Source organism: Streptomyces sp. NPDC054842 (assembly GCF_053611025.1).
The window spans coordinates 37427-53753 of record NZ_JBSGZN010000020.1 but is presented as its reverse complement, the minus strand read 5'-3'; the positions used below and the strand labels follow the sequence as shown (position 1 = coordinate 53753).

Here is a 16327-nt window from a genome sequence, read left to right as displayed (position 1 = left end):
GCGTGTGGGGTCCTGGCCGGTGGCCTGGGTCAGCGGTGCGGGACCACCGCCACGGGGCACGCGGAGTGGTGGACCAGTACACGGGCGGCCCGGCCGAGACCCGCCGTGTCGGCGCGTCGGCCGACGACGAGCAGCCCGGCCCCGCGGGACGCCTTCAGCAGGTGCGGACCGGGGTGGCCGTGCACGACGTGCTCGGTGACGGCGATCTCCGGGAACTTGTGCCGCCACGGCTGGAGGGTGCTCGTCAGGACCCGCCACCTGCCCTCCTCCCGTTCCGCGGTGTCCTCGGGCAGCGGCGCGCCGGGGACGTAGCCACGCGGTGGTGGCGGTGTGGTCCAGGTGTGCGTCACGCGCAGCGGCGCCGAGCGGGCGGCGGCCGTCTCGAAGGCGTACGCGAGGAGCTCCTCCGCGGGGCGGTCGAGGTCGAGACCGAGGACCACCGGCAGGTAGGGGGCGCGGTGCGGCGGGGTGCCGTCGACGGCGGGCATCCGCTCGTCCTCGGGGAGTTCGCCCGCGCGCACCAGGACGACCGGACGCGTGGCGGCGGAGGTGACGGCGAGCGCCACCGAGCCGACCGGAAAGCCGGTGAAGCCGGTGGCGCCCCAGGAGCCGAGCACCAGGGCATCCGCCTCGGTGGCGGCGTCGAGCAGTGCCGGGACGGCGGGTGTCTCGACGCGTTCGGCGACGATGTCCAGGGCCGGGTGGGCGTAGGACAGCCGCACCGCTGCCCGGTCGAGCAGGGTGCGGGCGGGGAGGTCGACGTCCTGGAGCGGGGAGGGCGCTGCCGGTCCGGCGCCGGCGTGCAGCAGGCGCAGCGGGAGGCGGCGGCGCTCGGCCTCCCTGGCCGCCCAGTCGGCGGCGTCCAGCGCGGCCCGTGAGCCGTCGACGCCTGCGGTGACGGTGCGCGTGCCGCTGCTCATGGCTCCTGCCTTTCGGGAACGCTCATGGCCGGGCTGCCCGTTGCGGGGACGGGGAAACCGCCCTCGGCGGGCCGGTACGGGAGCGGGTTCCACGCGGGCCGCGGATCAGTCGTGCGGACGCCGTGATCCCTTGCCAACTCCGCCCGCACCGGCCCGTGTTCGGGCTCTGGCGACCCGGTGGTGTCGTGCCGGCCCTCGGTGACGGTCCGTCAGCGGCGCTGGTCGAGCAGGATCCTCGCCAGTTCGTGCGGCTGGGAGAACATCGGCCAGTGCCCGGTGTCCATCTCGACCAGGCGCCACCTCTCGCTCTTGAGCGACTCCGCCACGTCGTCGTTCGGCTCGGGGCCGTCCAGGAGGCATTTGACGTAGGTCGCGGGCAGCTCGCCCAACGGACGGGCCAGGACGGCGGGTTCGGTGAGAGTGGCGCCCGGGTGCGGTGTCGCCCCGGCCGCGAGCCGCGCGATCTGCTCGCTGGTGAGGCCCTGGCCGTCGTACTCCTCCGCGCTCAGCGGCTGCCAGAAGCCGCCGCCCTCGCCGAGCGCCGCCTCGAACCGCTCCTCGCCCTGCCACCAGTTGGAGGCGAACGAGGCGCCGTCGACGGGGATCTCGGAGTCGACGAAGACCACGCGGCCGAGCCGGTCACCGATGCGCTCGGCGGCCTGGCCCACCGGGATGCCGGCGTAGCTGTGCCCCACGAGGACGACCTCGCGCAGGTCGAGGCGCTCCACCTCGCCGACGATGTCCTCCACGTGGGTCCGCTGCCCGGCGGGCTGCCCCTGCCGCTCGGCCAGGCCGGACAGCGTCAGGGCGTGCGCGCCGCATCCGGCCGCGCGCAACTCCGGCACCACCTCGTCCCACGCCCACGATCCCAGCCACGCGCCTGCCACGAGTACGAAGTCCGTCATGAGGAGAACGTAGCGGCGCGATCCGACACGCGCCGCCCGATCCCGGTTCCGTACCCCATCGGGTCCGTCGTCCGGAGGGGATCTGGTATGCACGCGGACCGCGCCCGTACGGTGTGATCATCCGCACCCCGATGGCGAAGGTGGTCCTTCATGGCCCTGTTCGACCTCCCCCTGGACGAGCTCCGCGGCTACCGCAGCGCGTCGGCCGAGCCCGAGGACTTCGACGCCTTCTGGGCCGGGACCCTCCAGGAGGCGCGCCGGCACGAGCTGAACGCCCGCTTCGAGCCGGTGCGGACGCCGCTCAGGACCGTCGAGCAGTACGACGTGACGTTCGCCGGCTTCGGCGGGCACCCGGTGAAGGGCTGGCTGACGGTGCCGGCGGGGACGGACGCGCCGCTCCCGGCGGTCGTGGAGTTCGTCGGGTACGGCGGCGGGCGCGGCCTGCCGCACACCCACCTGCTGTGGGCCTCCGCCGGGTTCGCGCACTTCGTGATGGACACCCGGGGGCAGGGCAGCGCCTGGGGCGGCGGCGGGACGCCCGACCCGGTGGGCAGCGCGCCCGCGTTCCCGGGCTTCATGACGCGTGGGGTCGAGGACCCGGAGAGCTACTACTACCGGCGGGTCTACACGGACGCGGTGCGTGCCGTGGATGCGGCCCGCGCCCATCCGCTGGCCGACCCGGCGCGCACGGCCGTCATGGGCGTGAGCCAGGGCGGCGGCATCAGCATCGCCGTGGGTGGTCTGGTGCCCGACCTGGCGGCGGTCGCCCCGGACGTGCCGTTCCTGTGCGACTTCCCGCGGGCGACGACGCTGACGGACCGCGACCCCTACCGGGAGATCGGCAAGTACCTCAAGACGCACCGGGGCCGCACCGAGCGGGTCATGAGCACGCTCGCCTACTTCGACGCGGTGCACTTCGCCGCCCGCGGCCGGGCGCCCGCCCTGTTCTCGGCGGCGCTGGAGGACCAGACCTGCCCGCCGTCGACCGTCTACGCCGCCTTCAACGCGTGGGCGCACGACGACAAGACGATCGAGGTGTACGACTTCAACGACCACGAGGGCGGCGGCCCTCACCAGGAGGAGGCGAAACTGCGCTGGCTGCCGCGGCACCTGTGAGGCGCCGCGGCACGGGCCGCCGGCGCCCCTGTCAGCCCGCCGTCCCGCGCGGTACGACCGTGGACAGGACGGCGGGCAGCGGGTACCAGTCGGCGGAGACCACGCTGGCGTGCCGTCCGGCCAGCAGGCCGACCCGGTCCAGGGCCTGGGCCTGCGTCGGGTTGGTGCCGTCGATGGCGGGGGCCACGTTGTGCGCGTCGGTCATGACGACGAGGTAGTGCCGGTCGTCGTACCAGGCCGTGTCGACCGACCCGCCCGTGTAGGCGGCGGCGTCGCCGTCGAAGACGACGAACCAGGGGCGGATCGACGCGTCGGCGTAGCGGGTGCGGGGGTCGCCGGCGGCGGCGCCGTGCACGGCGGGGAAGGCGGCGGCCTCGCGCAGGCGTCCGGCGGCGGCGAGGTCGCGCAGGTACTGCGCGTACTCGCGGTCGGTCCACAGGGTGTCGGCGGGATTGCCCTCCTCGACCGTGCCCGGGATCAGCTCGACGACGAACTTGCCGGCGAGGGCGGAGCGGGCGGGCCAGCCGCCGGCGCGGACGGCCGTGTCGAGGTCGGGGTGGGAACCGGTGACGTCGGCGGGACGCAGCAGGGCGTCACCGAGCTTGGCGGTGAGGAGGGCGTCCAGTTGGGCGGGGCCGCGGCCGTTCCTGGACTGGAAGCCGTCCTTCATCTCGATCTTGAGCTGGATCGGCCGGTGGCCGGGGTGGGCGTCGTGCCAGGCCCTGATGTCCGAGAGGCAGCCGCCGAGGTCGCGGTTGCGCGATTTGGTGCGCAGCTCGGAGGCCCGGGCGGCGTTCTCGCAGTTGTTGTCGTTGCCGAGCGGGTTGCTGTGCGAGACCCGCCAGGAGGAGCCGAACACGTTGGTCCACACGTCGAGTTCGAGCATTCCGGCGCCCGAGTCCAGGGCGTCCGCGAAGTAGGGGTACTTGCTCTTCTCGTAGGCGTTGTGGACGCCGACCCAGGTGGTGGACGAGTACGCCGGGTCCGCGGCCGTCGACGGCGGTGCGGCGGTCAGCGCCAGCACGGCCGCCGCCGTCACCGTGATCCCGGTACGCGTCAACGCCTTCGCGAGTCTGGGCATGTTCCCCTGCTTCCTGTGCCTCGGTGGTCAACCGCAGCGCAGCGTAGGGGTGTTGGGTGACATGCGGAAGATCGCGGGGTGAAGGGCCGAGTGACGTGATCCGGCGGCTTCCCTCCAGTCCGACCAGTCGGTATGTTCGGATCGGCCGGAGCGCAGTCCGCGTTCCGCTGAGCGACGGAGGTCCCATGTCCCCGCGAGTGCCTCAGGTGCACGGTCACTGCGACGCGCGATTCTCCGCCGTCCGCGCGGCGTTCGAGGAGAACTTCCGCGAACGCGGCGAACTGGGCGCGGCGGTGGCCGTCGTCCGGGACGGGGAGACCGTGGTGGACCTGTGGGGCGGCTGGGCCGATGCCGCGGGCACCCGTCCGTGGGAGCGCGAGACGCTGGTGAACGTGTGGTCGACGTCGAAGGGGCCGACGGCGCTGTGCGCGCACATCCTGGTGGACCGGGGGCTCCTCGACCTGGACGCCCCGGTGGCCGCGTACTGGCCGGAGTTCGCGGCGGCGGGCAAGGAGTCGGTCCTCGTCCGGCACCTGCTGTCCCACCGGGCGGGGCTCTCGGGGCTGCGCGAGCCGCACTCGCTGGAGCAGCTCTGCGACTGGGAGCTGACGGTGGCACGGCTGGCGGCCCAGGAGCCGTGGTGGGAGCCGGGGACGCGTTCCGGGTACCACGCGCTGACGTACGGCTTCCTGGTCGGTGAGGTGGTGCGCCGGGTGTCGGGGCTGCTGCCGGGCGCGTTCCTGGAGCGGGAGGTGACCGGGCCGCTCGGAATCGACTTCACGATCGGGCTGCCCGACAAGGAGTCCGGCCGGGTGGCGGAGCTGGTGCATCCGCCGGCCGCGACGAAGAGCGAACAGGCGGCCGTCTTCGCACAGTTGGCGCCCGCGGCACTGGCCGCGCTGACCAACCCCCCGGTGGGCGCCGCCGAGGCCAACACCCCGCGGTGGCGGGCGGCCGAGATCCCCGCGGCCAACGGCCACGGCACGGCCCGTGCGGTCGCGGCGCTGTACGGGATCTTCGCGCTGCGGGGCTCGTACGGTTCCCGGCAGGTGCTGTCGGCGGAGGGCGCCGAGCGGGTGCGCGAGGGCCAGGGCAGCTGCCGCGACCTGGTGCTGGGCGCCGGATTCGCGCACGAGACGGAGATCGGGCTGGGGCTGTGGCTCAGCGGGCCCAACGGCTCGTACGGTCCGAATCCGCGGGCTTTCGGACACGACGGCTTCGGCGGTTCCTGCGGCCTCGCCGATCCGGAGGCGGGCCTCTCACTGGGCTACGTGATGAACCGCATGGGGCCGCACATCGCGGACGACCCGCGCAAGACGGCGCTCGTGGAGGCCGTGTACGCCGCGCTCTGACGCCTGCGGGCGGTGGGCGGGCGCGGTGCTGAAACCGGCCGAACTGACGGGTGACCCTTCCCAGGTGGTTTAGACCAATGGTAGATGTGGTCGCGCAATGAGCCCGTACGGCTACGCCTTGTCACCAACAGGAGGCGCGGACATGGCCCGCACCGTCCCCACGCCCGACCACGAGCCCCGCTACCGGCGCGTCGCCACCCAACTGCTCGACGAACTGAGGGAGGGTTCCATCCCGCCCGGGGAGCGGCTGCCCGGCGAACGGGATCTCGCCGCGCGGTTCGACGTCAGCCGCGAGACCGTCCGCCAGGCCCTGCAACTGCTGCGCGGCAGCGGACTGGTCTCCACCGACCGGCGCGGCAGCCACGCCACGCTGCCGGGTACCACCGCCGAGCACGTGCCCTCCCTCGACTTCCCCGTCGGCGCGCACACCGCGGAGCCGTGCGCCGTCCACCGGACCAGCGTGGCCTGGGAGCCTCCCCCGCCGGAGCACGCCCGGGTGCTCGGACTGGCGCCCCGGCGGCCGACGCTGGTCCACCGCTACGAGTCGGCCGCCGCGGACGGCAAAGGGCTCCGCACCGCCGTGACGTCCTTCTCCGCGGTCGCCGTCGCCGAGGTCGAGGAACTGGCCCGCTACCGCGACCGCGCGGACGGCAGTGGCTCCGCGCACCTGCGGCGGGCCTACGACTGGATGCGCAGGGCCGGACTGACGCTCCACCACCGGGACACCATCACGCGACTGCCGCGGTCGGTGCGGGTCACCCGGCGGGTGCACGACCAGTACGACCGGCCGCTGGAGGTCACCGACCTCGTCGTGGAGGCCCAGCAGGACGCGCTGGTGTACGAGTTCACCCTTCCCGCCGCCGGGTGACCCCGTCCGGGCCGCGGAGGCGCCTCCGCCCGGTGGACCGGGCTGCGACGCGGCCGGAGAAGGAATTCTCCTCCGGACGACACCCGGTTTCCGCCGCCGCTGAACAGAGGCCGCCTGTGCCGGGAAGGCCCGCGCTTCTCACCCGGCCGGGGCAAGGCTTCTGGTGCGGCGGGAGGCGGCTTCCCGGCCGGCGGTGCGGCGGCCGCCCCGCGTGACGGACGCACGGGCGGACTCGGGCCCAGCGGACCTCCCCCGCACCCGCCTGCACCCGCCCGCCGGGACAGCCGAGACCGCCGCGGTGAGGACGTGCCCGGGGCTGCTCGTCGCGGCGGTCGGTGGCGAGATGCAGTCATGTGACAGATTCCTTGACGGCCGCGGACGCCTAACGTGCTGGATATGTCCACCCACGACGCACTGCGGACCGAGCGGGCCCGCTCCACCGAGCGGGTCCCGGCCGTCCGCGTCCACGGGCCAGGGCTGCCGCCGGGCGACCGGGGCCCCCGGGCCCCGCACCTCGGGCAGACAGCGTCCACGACCGCCGCGCGGCCCCGGCCGGACGACCCCGGCACTCCCGCCGGGCCCCGCCTCCGCCCCGGAGCGGTCGCCGCTCCGACGGCCGGCCGGGACCGGAAGGGTTCGGCGCTGCCGGCCGCGTCATTGGCGAAGGGGCCGGCCGTACCCGGTCACCCCTTCGGCGGACCGCCCGCCCGGATTCTCACCGGCCCGTCCGCCGCCGACGCCACCCCGCCCGGTGGACTGCCGCTTCCCGGGCCCGCGCGCCCCGCGCGGGCCGTTGCGGGCCTCCGCGGCGAGGCGGTCCGTACGAAGCCCGCGCCGTGCCCGTACCGGCGCGCCACCCGGCCGGCGCCCGTCCTCACGCGTGGACCCGGGCCGAGACGGACACCGGCGACCCCGGCGGCCCCATGCTGACCCCCGACCACGGCCGGCGGGAGACCGCGGACAGCGCACCGGCTCCGCGCGCCGCCTCCCCCACCGGCCCCTCCGCGCCCGTACCGGCTTCCCGGCGCTCCCCGCGCCGCGTCGCCCGGCCGGCGCACGGACACCGCCTCACCCGAACGGACGCACCCCGTCCTCCCTCCGAAAGGCACGCCACATGACCACCTTCACCACCTCCGACGGCACCGAGATCTTCTACAAGGACTGGGGCAGCGGGCAGCCGGTCGTCTTCAGCCACGGCTGGCCGCTCAACGCGGACACCTGGGACGGCCAGCTGCGCCTGGTCGCCGAGAACGGCTTCCGCGCCATCGCCCACGACCGGCGCGGGCACGGCCGCTCCGGCCAGCCCTTCCAGGGCAACCACATGGACCAGTACGCCGACGACCTGGCCGAACTCATCGAGAAGCTCGACCTGCGCGACGTCGTCCTGGTCGGCCACTCGACCGGCGGCGGCGAGGTCGCCCGCTACATCGGCCGTCACGGCACGTCCCGGGTCGCCAAGGCGGTGCTGCTGGGCGCGGTGCCCCCGCTGATGCTCAAGACGGACGCGAACCCCGAGGGCACGCCCATCGACGCCTTCGACGGGATCCGCGCGGGTGTCGAGGCGGACCGCTCGCAGTTCTACTGGGACCTGAGCGAGGCGTTCTTCGGCTTCAACCGGCCCGGCGCCGCCGTCTCCGAGGGCATGCGCCGCTCGTTCTGGCTGTGGAGCATGCAGGTCGGTCTGAAGGGCGCCTACGACTGCATCAAGCAGTTCTCGGAGACCGACTTCACCGAGGACCTGGCGCGCATCGACGTACCGACGCTCATCGCGCACGGCGACGACGACCAGATCGTGCCGATCGGCGCCGCCGCGCTCAAGACGGCCGAGCTCGTCAAGGACGCCACCCTGAAGGTCTACCCGGGCGCCCCGCACGGCCTGGTGGGCGAGTACGAGAAGGCGTTCAACGCCGATCTGCTCGACTTCCTCAAGAGCTGACGCCCCGGCCCGGTCGCCCTCCGAGGAGGGCGACCGGGCACGGCCGTCGCCGGGTCCGCCCGGAACGCTAGGCCGGGTCCGCGGTCCCGGACGGGCCGCCGGTCCCCCGGGGTTCCGCTCCGGACGCCGGTACGGCCGCCGCCGCACCGCGGGTCCGGGACCACACGGACAGGCCGAGCGCCACCGCCGTACCGGCCAGCATGACCGCGACCACGACCCACACCGCGCCGCTCACGGCGTCCGTGAACGCGGTCCGCGGATCGCGCACCACCAGGACGCGGTCCTCGAAGCGTGACGTCATGAGCGTGCCGAGGACGCTGGTGCCGAGCACCGCGCCGATCTGCCGGGCCGCATTGACCGTGCCGCCCGCCTCGCCCTCCCGGCCGTGCGGGACGTGACCGACGGCGAGCGCCGTGGACGGGGCGTTGGCGAGACCGCAGCCGAGTCCGAAGACGACGAGGGCGGCGACGTACCCGCCGAATCCCGTGCCGGGCTCCACCCGGGTGAAAAGCGCCGCCCCCGTCGCCGCGAGCAGCAGTCCGGCCGCGATCAGCGCGCGCGGTCCCAGGCGCCGCACGAGCACTCCCGCGAGGACCGAGGCGGCGATGAACGTGCCGAACTGGGCGAGGAGTTGGACGCCCACCTCCAGTGCCGTCAGTCCCCGCACCCGTTGGAGCCACAGCACTTCGAGCAGGGACAGGCCGACGAAGCCGAACAGGACGGCCGCGGCGAGCAGCAGCGAGGCACCGTAGGACGGGTCGCGCAGCAGGCGCAGGTCCACCATGGGCGTCCTCTGGCGCAGTTCGGCCACGACGAACGCGGCGAGCAGGACCAGGGCGCCGGCGCCGGCCGCGAGGGCCCGCCCGGATCCGTATCCGTGGTGGCCGCCGTCGATCAGCCAGTAGACCATCAGGGCGAGGCCGCCGATGGCGCTGAACTGGCCTGCCCAGTCGAGGCGTCCGGAGCCGCCGCGGGATTCGCGGACGTACCGCAGGGCGACGGCCGCGGCGAGGACGGCCACCACCGTGTTGAGCCAGAAGGCCGTGTGCCAGGTCCCCCAGCGCAGGGCCAGACCCGCGGTGAGGGGGCCGATGGCGAGGCCGAGTCCCGAGGCCGCGGCCCAGGCGGCGATCGCGCCCGCCCGTCTCTTGGGGTCGGGGACCGCGTGGGTGACGAGGGCCAGCGAGCTGGGCGTGATCAGCGCGCCGCCCACACCGGCGATGGCCTGACCGGCCAGCACGGCGGACAGGCTCCCGGCGAGGACCAGCACCAGCCCGCCCGCGGCCATCGTCGCGGCTCCGGCGAGGAACACGGCGCGCCGGCCCCAGCGGTCGGCGAGGGCGCCCGAACCGAGGACGCAGGAGGCGACCACCAGGGTGTACATGCTGGGCACCCAGACCAGGTCGGCCGCGGCGACGCCCAGGTCGTCCTGGACGGCGCTGAGCGTGCCGATGGTCTGCGTGGTCTGCAGGAAGACCGTGAACAGGCCGAGGCAGGCGGCGACGAGCACCGGCAGCGGGCGTTCTCCGCGCGTGCGCCCGGACGAACGGGCCGCGTCGCGCAGGGCGGTGGGGGTGTTCACGAGGTCTCCCGTACGGGGGTGGAGTCGGCGGGGTTCGGGGTGCCGGGGTCCGTTCCCGGCACCGGGTCCAGTACGACGCGGGCCTGCCGGGCCACGGCGAGGAGGCGGCCGTCGGCCGACCAGACGGCGCTGTCGTCGACCGCCCAGCCGCCGCCCGCCTGTTCGGTGCGCATCCGCACCAGCGCCCAGCCCTCGGGCGTGGCGCCGGTGAGCGCGTCGGTGAAGTGCACCGTCAACTCCGCCGTGGGGACCGGCCGCGGGGCGCGCCAGCAGGCGTACAGCGCGGGCGGCAGGACGTCGGTGAGCGTCACGACGGTCGCCTCGTCCAGGGGCCGTCGGTCGGCGCACCGCACCCACGCGACGAGTTCGGCGCGGTCGCCGCCCGCGAGGGGCAGGTCGGCGGTCGCCGGGCGTATCTCCAGTTGCCGCGCGAACGGCGCCAGCCCGACCGGCAGGTCGAGGAGCCGGCAGTCCTCGGGGCGCGGTACGCCGGGGAAGGGGAGTCCCTCGTACGCGGGTCCCGGGCGCGCCGGGCCGAAGACCGCGGAGCCGACGAGCGCAGGGGTGCCGTCCTGGTGGCCGGTGAACACGCAGGTCGCCGCGCGGCGGCCGGACTTGGCGGCGGTCACGTCGAGTCGCAGCGGCCGGGCGTCGACGGGGGCCAGGAAGTGAACGGTCAGCGAGCGGACCGGATCCGCGCCTCCGGTGAGGTGTTCGCGTACGGCGGTGAGGGCCACGGCCGCGGTGTGTCCGCCGTGCGACCCGTCCCAGGACCACCACAGGGGGTCGATCCGGGCCACGGTGTCCTTCGTGGCGGGCGTGCTGCCAGGCGGTGCAGTGGCTGTCGGAGCCCTCATCGCGTTTCCTCGCACGGTCGGCCCTTCCCAGGGCGATGGGTCAGTGGGTTTGAAAAGCGAACTCACTATAGCCCGAGTGGGTCCGGAAAACGGACTGACTTGGCCGGCCGGGCGCACGTCGATGACCCGGACGGCGAAGTCGCTTGTTCGGGAGAGGAGTTGAGGTGACAGTTGAGCTACGGCGTTCGTGGTGGAGAAGTCGCTCAGCAGGACGTCGTCACGGAGGTCTGCGTGGCTACGAGCAACCGGCAGCGGGGGCCGCCGACGTCCCGCCTCGGCCCGACTCGGCGCTCACGGTGGGGAAGCGGCTCAACCGGACGTCGTCACGGACGCCCGGGTGGCCACGACCACCCGGCAGCGGGGGCTGCCGCCGTCCCGCCTGCGGCCCAACTCGGCGTTCACAGGGGAGAAGCGGCTCAACCGGATGTCGTTACGGGCGCCCTGGTGGCCACGACCATCCGGCAGCGGGGGCTCCCGTCCCGCCTGCGGCCGAACTCGGGCAGGGCGTGGAGCTCCACCGCGAAGCCCGCCCGCTCCAGCTCCCGCCTCACCTCGCCCAGCCGGAAGGTCCGGTAGTACATGACGAACGCCGGGCGCCGGACGGCGTTGCGCACCCGCATCACCGCGTCGAACCCGAGCAGCGCCCAGTACCAGGGCGAGCTCGGCGGGGCGGGGGCGGCGACGGGGAACGCGAACCGTCCGCCCGGCCGCAGCACGGAGTGGACCCCCGCGAAGAGACCCGGCAGCTCCCTGGGCAGGAAGTGCCCGAACGCCCCGAAACTGACGACCAGATCGAAGACCGGTCCGAACGGGAGCGCCCGCGCGTCACCCCGCACCCAGGTCGTCCGCGACGAGCCGGCGTGCCGCTCCCGGGCGACCGCCAGCATACCCGCGCTGATGTCGACGCCGGTCACGCCCTGTCGGCACAGTCCGCGCAGTACCCCTACCCCGGCGCCGGTGCCGCAGCAGAGGTCGAGTCCACTGCCGAAGGGGCCGAGCGGGGCGAGGGCGCGCGCCACGGAGTCCAGGATCGCGTCGGGCGTGCGGAACGGGGTGCGGTCGAACTTCGGCGCGAGCAGGTCGTAGCCGTGCTCGACCGAGGACAGGGCCTGAACGGCCAGTTCGCGCAGCGTCGGACCGTCGGGAGTGAACATCGCGTGCAGCTTACGACCCGCGCGCTCCGCCCACACCGCGGACGGGAATTCGGCGTACGCCTTCCCCGCCTCGCCCGTGTCGTCGCCTACTCGTCCCGCCTTCCCCGCCTCCAGCAGTCACGTCGCCGTGTCGGCTTCCCCGCCTGCCGCAGCTCACGTCCCCTGTAGCCCTTTTCCGCCTCTCCGTGTCGTGGAGATGTCGGTCCGCCGCACCGCCGGACTCTCACTCGACGGGCCGGCACTCCCCGAGCCGCCGCTCCAGGAAACGCCGCTCGGCCGCGTTCTCCACCAGTTCCAGGGCCTCGGCGTACGCCCGGGCCGCCTCCGCCGTACGCCCCATGCGGCGCAGCAGGTCGGCGCGGGTGGCGGGCAGCAGGTGGTAGCCGTCGAGTTCGCCCGTCGCCTCCAGTTCGGCCACCAGGGCGAGGCCCTGTCCGGGGCCGTCGGCCATGCCCACGGCCACCGCCCGGTTCAGCCGCACCACGGCGGAGGGGACATGGCGTGCCAGCTCCGCGTACAGGGCCGCGATGTCGGCCCAGTCCGTCTCCCCCGCCGTGGCCGCGGTGGTGTGGCAGGCGGCGATGGCGGCCTGGATCTGGTAGGGCCCCGGCCGCCCGCGGCGCAGCGCCGTCTCGACGAGCGCCGCCCCCTCCTCGATCGCCGCCCGGTCCCAGGCCCCCCGGTCCTGGTCCTCCAGCGTCACCAGGGCGCCCGTCGCGTCGACCCGGGTACCGCGCCGTGAGTCGTGCAGGAGCAGCAGCGCCAGCAGGCCGAGGGCCTCGGGTTCGTCGGGCATCAGCCGGGCGAGGACGCGGGCGAGGCGCAGTGCCTCGGCGCACAGGTCGGTGCGGACCAGGTCGGTTCCGGACGTGGCGGCGTACCCCTCGTTGAAGAGCAGGTAGACCACCGCCAGGACGCCCGTGGTGCGTTCCGGCAGCAGGTGCGCGGGCGGTACGCGGTACGGGATGCCGGCGTTGCGGATCTTGCGTTTGGCGCGGACGAGGCGCTGGGCCATCGTCGCCTCGGGGACCAGGAACGCGCGGGCGATCTCGGCCGTGGTCAGGCCGGCGAGCGTACGGAGCGTCAGCGCCACCCGGGCGTCGACGGGCAGCGCGGGATGGCAGCAGGTGAAGATCAGCCGCAGCCGGTCGTCCTCCACGCCGCCGTCCTCGTCGGGGTCGCGGGGTCCCTCGTCCCGGACGGTCATCGCCACCTCCCGCAGCTTCCGTGTCCCGACCGCCTCCCGGCGCAGCACGTCCAGGGCACGGTGGCGGGCGGTCGTGGTCAGCCAGGCGCCCGGGCGGCGCGGAACCCCGTCGCGCCGCCACCGGTCCAGCGCCTGCGCGAAGGCGTCCTGCGCGCACTCCTCGGCGAGGTCCCAGTCGCCGGTCACCCTGATCAGGGTGGCGACGACCTGCCCCCATTCCTCGCGGAAGGCGGTCGCGACCGCCTCCTCGACGTCGTTCACTCCCAGACCGGCCGCACCTCCACCGAGCCGCCGCGCGCGGCGACGGGATGGCGCGCGGCGAGCGAGACGGCCTCGTCGAGGTCGGCGGCCTCGATCAGCTCGAAGCCCGCGATGTGCTGCGCGGACTCGGCGAACGGCCCGTCGGAGAGCAGCACCTCGCCGTCCCTGACGCGCACCGTGGTGGCGTCGGCGGGCGGCCTCAGCCGCGCACCGCCCCTGAGCACCTGACGGCCGCGCCCGTCCTCGACGTACGAGGCGAGGCGCGGGTCGTCGGCGCTCTCCCGCGGAGCGGGTTCCCCGCCGTCGCCGGGGGCGCAGACGAACAGTACGTACCTCACGGCCGGGCGCCTGCCTCGAAGGGCACGGAGGAGTGCTGGTGGACGATCTGCCAGCGGTCCCCGGCGGCGCGGTAGCCGGTGGTCACCCGCAGCACGCTGTCCAGCGGTTCGCCCGTGGTCCGCGCGGCCCGCACGCGCACCAGCGCGTGGCTGAACGCGACGCTCTCGTCGACCCGGACCCGGAATTCGAGGACCTCCCGGTCCACGGGCCCGGCGACCGTCGAGAACCACCACTCCTCGGCCTTGCGCAGGGCGTCGACACCGCGCTCCTCCAGCCCGCTCATGGGGTGGAACACCTCGACGTCGGGCGCGTAGCACGCCATCGCCCGGCCGAGGTCCCGTTCGCGGGCCGCGTGGGTGAGTTCCGCGTCGATCCGGCGGATCTCCCCCTCGGCGTCCTCGTCCTCCCAGAACGCCCGCACCTCCAGGGCGCCAACGGTCGCGACGGGGTGCCCGGCGGCCACGCGCACCGCCTCCTCCATGCTGTCGCAGTCGAGGATGTCGTACCCGGCGACGTACTCCTTGGTCTCCGCGAACGGCCCGTCGGTGCGCAGCACTTCGCCGTCCCGCACCCGTACGGTGACCGCGTCGGCGGGCGCCTGCAGCCGGTGGCCGTGGAGCCGGACGCCGCGGTGGGCTCCGTGCTCCTCGACCCACGGCTCGACGGGTGCCATGCCGGAGGCGTCGGCGGTGTCGTCGCCGCAGACCAGCAGCATGTACTTCATGGTTCCTCCAGGTGTTCACGGGTCCTGACACCCCACCGACGAACGGGCCGACGCCGGATCGACACCTCTCTCGCACCAATTCTCAGAAGGGGCGCGTGAGGCTCAGATCCGCACCGGCAGCGCGCGCACGCTGTTCCCGACGAAGCTGGCGGGCCGCGCGAGTTCCTCCTCCGGCACGGCGAGGGCGAGATCCGGGAAGCGGGTGAACAGCCGCTCCAGGGCGATGGTCGCCTCCATCCGGGCCAGCGGGGCGCCCAGGCAGTAGTGGGCCCCGTGCCCCAGGGAGAGGTTCCGTACGGAGCCGGGCCTGCGGGGGCGGGTCACGTCGAACCGGTCCGCGTCCTCCCCGAACGCGGCGGGGTCGCGTCCGGCGGCCGAGTACCCGGCGAGGACCGGGGTGCCTGCGGGAATCAGCGTGCCGTCGACGGTCAGGTCCCGCACCGGATAGCGGAACGGGAAGAAGCTGACCGGCGCGTCCCAGCGGAGGGTCTCGTCGACGACGTCCGCCCAGCTCGCGTCCCCCCGCCTGACGGTCTCCAGCTGGTCCGGGTGGCCGCACAGCGCGCGCACCGCGTTGGTGACGAGGTTCAGGGTGGTCTCGTGCCCAGCGATGATCATCAGGACGAGCGTGCCGATGAGTTCCTGCCCGCTCAGCCGGCCGCCGTCCTCGTCGCGGGCCGCGATCAGCGCGCTGGTGAGGTCGTCCCCCGGGCGCTCGGCCCGCGCGGCCACCACGGCGCTCAGCACCTCCACCAGTTCCCGGTTCGCGGCGACGGCCTCCTCCGGTTCGATGTCGGTGGCCACCACCTGGCTGGACAGGTGGTGCAGCCTGTCCCGGAACTCGGCGTCGACGCCCAGGAGTTCACCGATCACCCCCATCGGCAGCGGCAGCGCGAAGTGCCGTCGCAGATCGGCGACTCCGCCCTCCGCGGCGGCCGCCCGTCCCAGGTCGTCCAGCAGCCGCTCGGTCAACTCCTCGATGCGCGGGCGCAGTTCCTCGACCCTGCGGGGAGTGAAAGCCCCGCTGACGAGTGACCGGAGCCGTCGGTGGTCCTCACCGTCGGCGGTCGTCATGCCGGGGACCGTGGCGAAGGTCATCAACGGCCAGCCGTCGGCTATCCGCCCTTCGCGCAGGGCCGTGAAGTGCCGGGCGTTCTTGGCCACATCGGGATGCGCCAGGAAATCCCTGAGCGCCTCGTGCCCGAGCACGGCCATCCCCTCGACCCCGCCGGGCAGGACGACCGGCGCGACGGCGCCCCGCGCCAGCAGGCGCGCGTTGACCGGGTGCGGGCAGCCACCGGCCGCGTTCATGGTGTGCGGCACGCCGGACGTGGTCTCCACCCAGATCTCCTGACTGACGCGCGGAGTCGGACCGTGCGAGGGCCGATTCTGCCCCCTCGCCGCGCGACGCGCAGCGGGTCGGCGGAGGAAGAACACGCGGGGGCCGACTCCGGCCGGAACCTCTCCGCGAATCCCGCTCGCCCGACGGCGTCGACGGCGTCGACGGCCTGGCACGGGCTGTGCGGGTCAGGCGGTCAGGCGGTCAGGCGGTCAGGCGACATGATTACGCGAACCACGCCCACCACCCCGACCACGCGAACCTTCATCGCGCAGCCCACCTCTCCCGGCGAGGCCGTGCCGCGCCCCGTTCCCGGACCGGTGACATCGCGCGAGGCGGGCTTCGAGCCGAGCCCCACACCCACCCTGACCTGCGGAAGCCTCAAGAGGGACGACGGAAAGGACTTGCCGTCACCTGGCCCCGCCTCCTGCCCCTTCTTCGTTCCGACCCCCTTCTGTGGTACGTTGCCATCAGCACTTGTGTACGCCCCGCTCGGGGCGCCGGTGCGAACTCCCTCTCATTCAGCCGCGGCACCCGTCCTCCACGGACCGGCGATCCCCGGCTTCCCGGCACCACCTCATGAGTTCGGCCCCCGACGCCTTCGTCGCTCCGGCCGTCCGTCGCACCCGTGGTGATGCCTTTCCGCCGCACGAGGCGTGCACGAATCCGCCTCTCCGGCCCTCCCC

Annotated in this window: 14 protein-coding genes; 4 read left to right on the top strand and 10 right to left on the bottom strand. The window is 74.3% G+C overall.

Annotated elements, in window-relative coordinates:
- Positions 1 to 29: 29 nt before the first annotated feature.
- Both ACWGIS_RS17825 and ACWGIS_RS17820 read right to left on the bottom strand, forming a co-directional pair.
- Positions 30 to 920, bottom strand: a complete 891-nt coding sequence (locus tag ACWGIS_RS17825; RefSeq protein WP_453363368.1) for a universal stress protein — start codon at positions 918 to 920, stop codon at positions 30 to 32.
- 209 nt (positions 921 to 1129) lie between these two features.
- Positions 1130 to 1825: an alpha/beta fold hydrolase gene (locus ACWGIS_RS17820; RefSeq protein ID WP_453363367.1), complete on the bottom strand. Its 696-nt coding sequence runs from the start codon at positions 1823 to 1825 to the stop codon at positions 1130 to 1132.
- Positions 1826 to 1975: 150 nt separating this feature from the next.
- Here ACWGIS_RS17820 and ACWGIS_RS17815 point away from each other — a divergent pair, with 150 nt between their 5' ends.
- Positions 1976 to 2941: an acetylxylan esterase gene (locus tag ACWGIS_RS17815; RefSeq protein WP_453363366.1), complete on the top strand. Its 966-nt coding sequence runs from the start codon at positions 1976 to 1978 to the stop codon at positions 2939 to 2941.
- A gap of 31 nt (positions 2942 to 2972) precedes the next feature.
- On the opposite strand, the gene ACWGIS_RS17810 is transcribed toward ACWGIS_RS17815, so the two are convergent.
- Positions 2973 to 4022, bottom strand: a complete 1050-nt coding sequence (locus tag ACWGIS_RS17810; protein ID WP_453363365.1) for a phosphatidylinositol-specific phospholipase C domain-containing protein — start codon at positions 4020 to 4022, stop codon at positions 2973 to 2975.
- Between the two features lie 185 nt (positions 4023 to 4207).
- Here ACWGIS_RS17810 and ACWGIS_RS17805 point away from each other — a divergent pair, with 185 nt between their 5' ends.
- The 3 genes from ACWGIS_RS17805 (at position 4208) to ACWGIS_RS17795 (ending at position 8178) form a co-directional block, all read left to right on the top strand.
- On the top strand, positions 4208 to 5374 hold the full coding sequence (locus ACWGIS_RS17805) for a serine hydrolase domain-containing protein (RefSeq protein WP_453363364.1): 1167 nt from the start codon (positions 4208 to 4210) through the stop codon (positions 5372 to 5374).
- 142 nt (positions 5375 to 5516) lie between these two features.
- A complete protein-coding gene (locus ACWGIS_RS17800; RefSeq protein WP_453363363.1) occupies positions 5517 to 6242 on the top strand; it encodes a GntR family transcriptional regulator in 726 nt (241 codons plus the stop codon).
- Between the two features lie 1114 nt (positions 6243 to 7356).
- On the top strand, positions 7357 to 8178 hold the full coding sequence (locus ACWGIS_RS17795; RefSeq protein ID WP_453363362.1) for an alpha/beta fold hydrolase: 822 nt from the start codon (positions 7357 to 7359) through the stop codon (positions 8176 to 8178).
- A gap of 67 nt (positions 8179 to 8245) precedes the next feature.
- On the opposite strand, the gene ACWGIS_RS17790 is transcribed toward ACWGIS_RS17795, so the two are convergent.
- The 7 genes from ACWGIS_RS17790 to ACWGIS_RS17760 all read right to left on the bottom strand — a co-directional run bounded on the left by ACWGIS_RS17790 (position 8246) and on the right by ACWGIS_RS17760 (position 15613).
- Positions 8246 to 9760, bottom strand: a complete 1515-nt coding sequence (locus ACWGIS_RS17790; protein ID WP_453363361.1) for an MFS transporter — start codon at positions 9758 to 9760, stop codon at positions 8246 to 8248.
- Entirely contained in the window at positions 9757 to 10617 is an 861-nt protein-coding gene (locus tag ACWGIS_RS17785) for an acyl-CoA thioesterase (RefSeq protein WP_453363360.1), read from the bottom strand. The genes ACWGIS_RS17790 and ACWGIS_RS17785 overlap by 4 nt, the downstream gene beginning before the upstream one ends.
- Before the next feature lie 416 nt (positions 10618 to 11033).
- Entirely contained in the window at positions 11034 to 11771 is a 738-nt protein-coding gene (locus ACWGIS_RS17780; protein ID WP_453363359.1) for a class I SAM-dependent methyltransferase, read from the bottom strand.
- A gap of 223 nt (positions 11772 to 11994) precedes the next feature.
- Complete coding sequence (locus ACWGIS_RS17775; protein WP_453363443.1) at positions 11995 to 13245, bottom strand: RNA polymerase sigma factor; 1251 nt, start codon at positions 13243 to 13245, stop codon at positions 11995 to 11997.
- A complete protein-coding gene (locus ACWGIS_RS17770) occupies positions 13236 to 13577 on the bottom strand; it encodes a YciI family protein (RefSeq protein WP_453363358.1) in 342 nt (113 codons plus the stop codon). The genes ACWGIS_RS17775 and ACWGIS_RS17770 overlap by 10 nt, the downstream gene beginning before the upstream one ends.
- Positions 13574 to 14302: a nuclear transport factor 2 family protein gene (locus tag ACWGIS_RS17765; RefSeq protein ID WP_453363357.1), complete on the bottom strand. Its 729-nt coding sequence runs from the start codon at positions 14300 to 14302 to the stop codon at positions 13574 to 13576. Before ACWGIS_RS17765 ends, ACWGIS_RS17770 begins: the two co-directional genes overlap by 4 nt.
- A 102-nt stretch (positions 14303 to 14404) precedes the next feature.
- Positions 14405 to 15613, bottom strand: coding sequence for a cytochrome P450 family protein (locus tag ACWGIS_RS17760; protein WP_453363442.1), 1209 nt, complete (start codon positions 15611 to 15613; stop codon positions 14405 to 14407).
- Between the last annotated feature and the right edge of the window lie 714 nt (positions 15614 to 16327).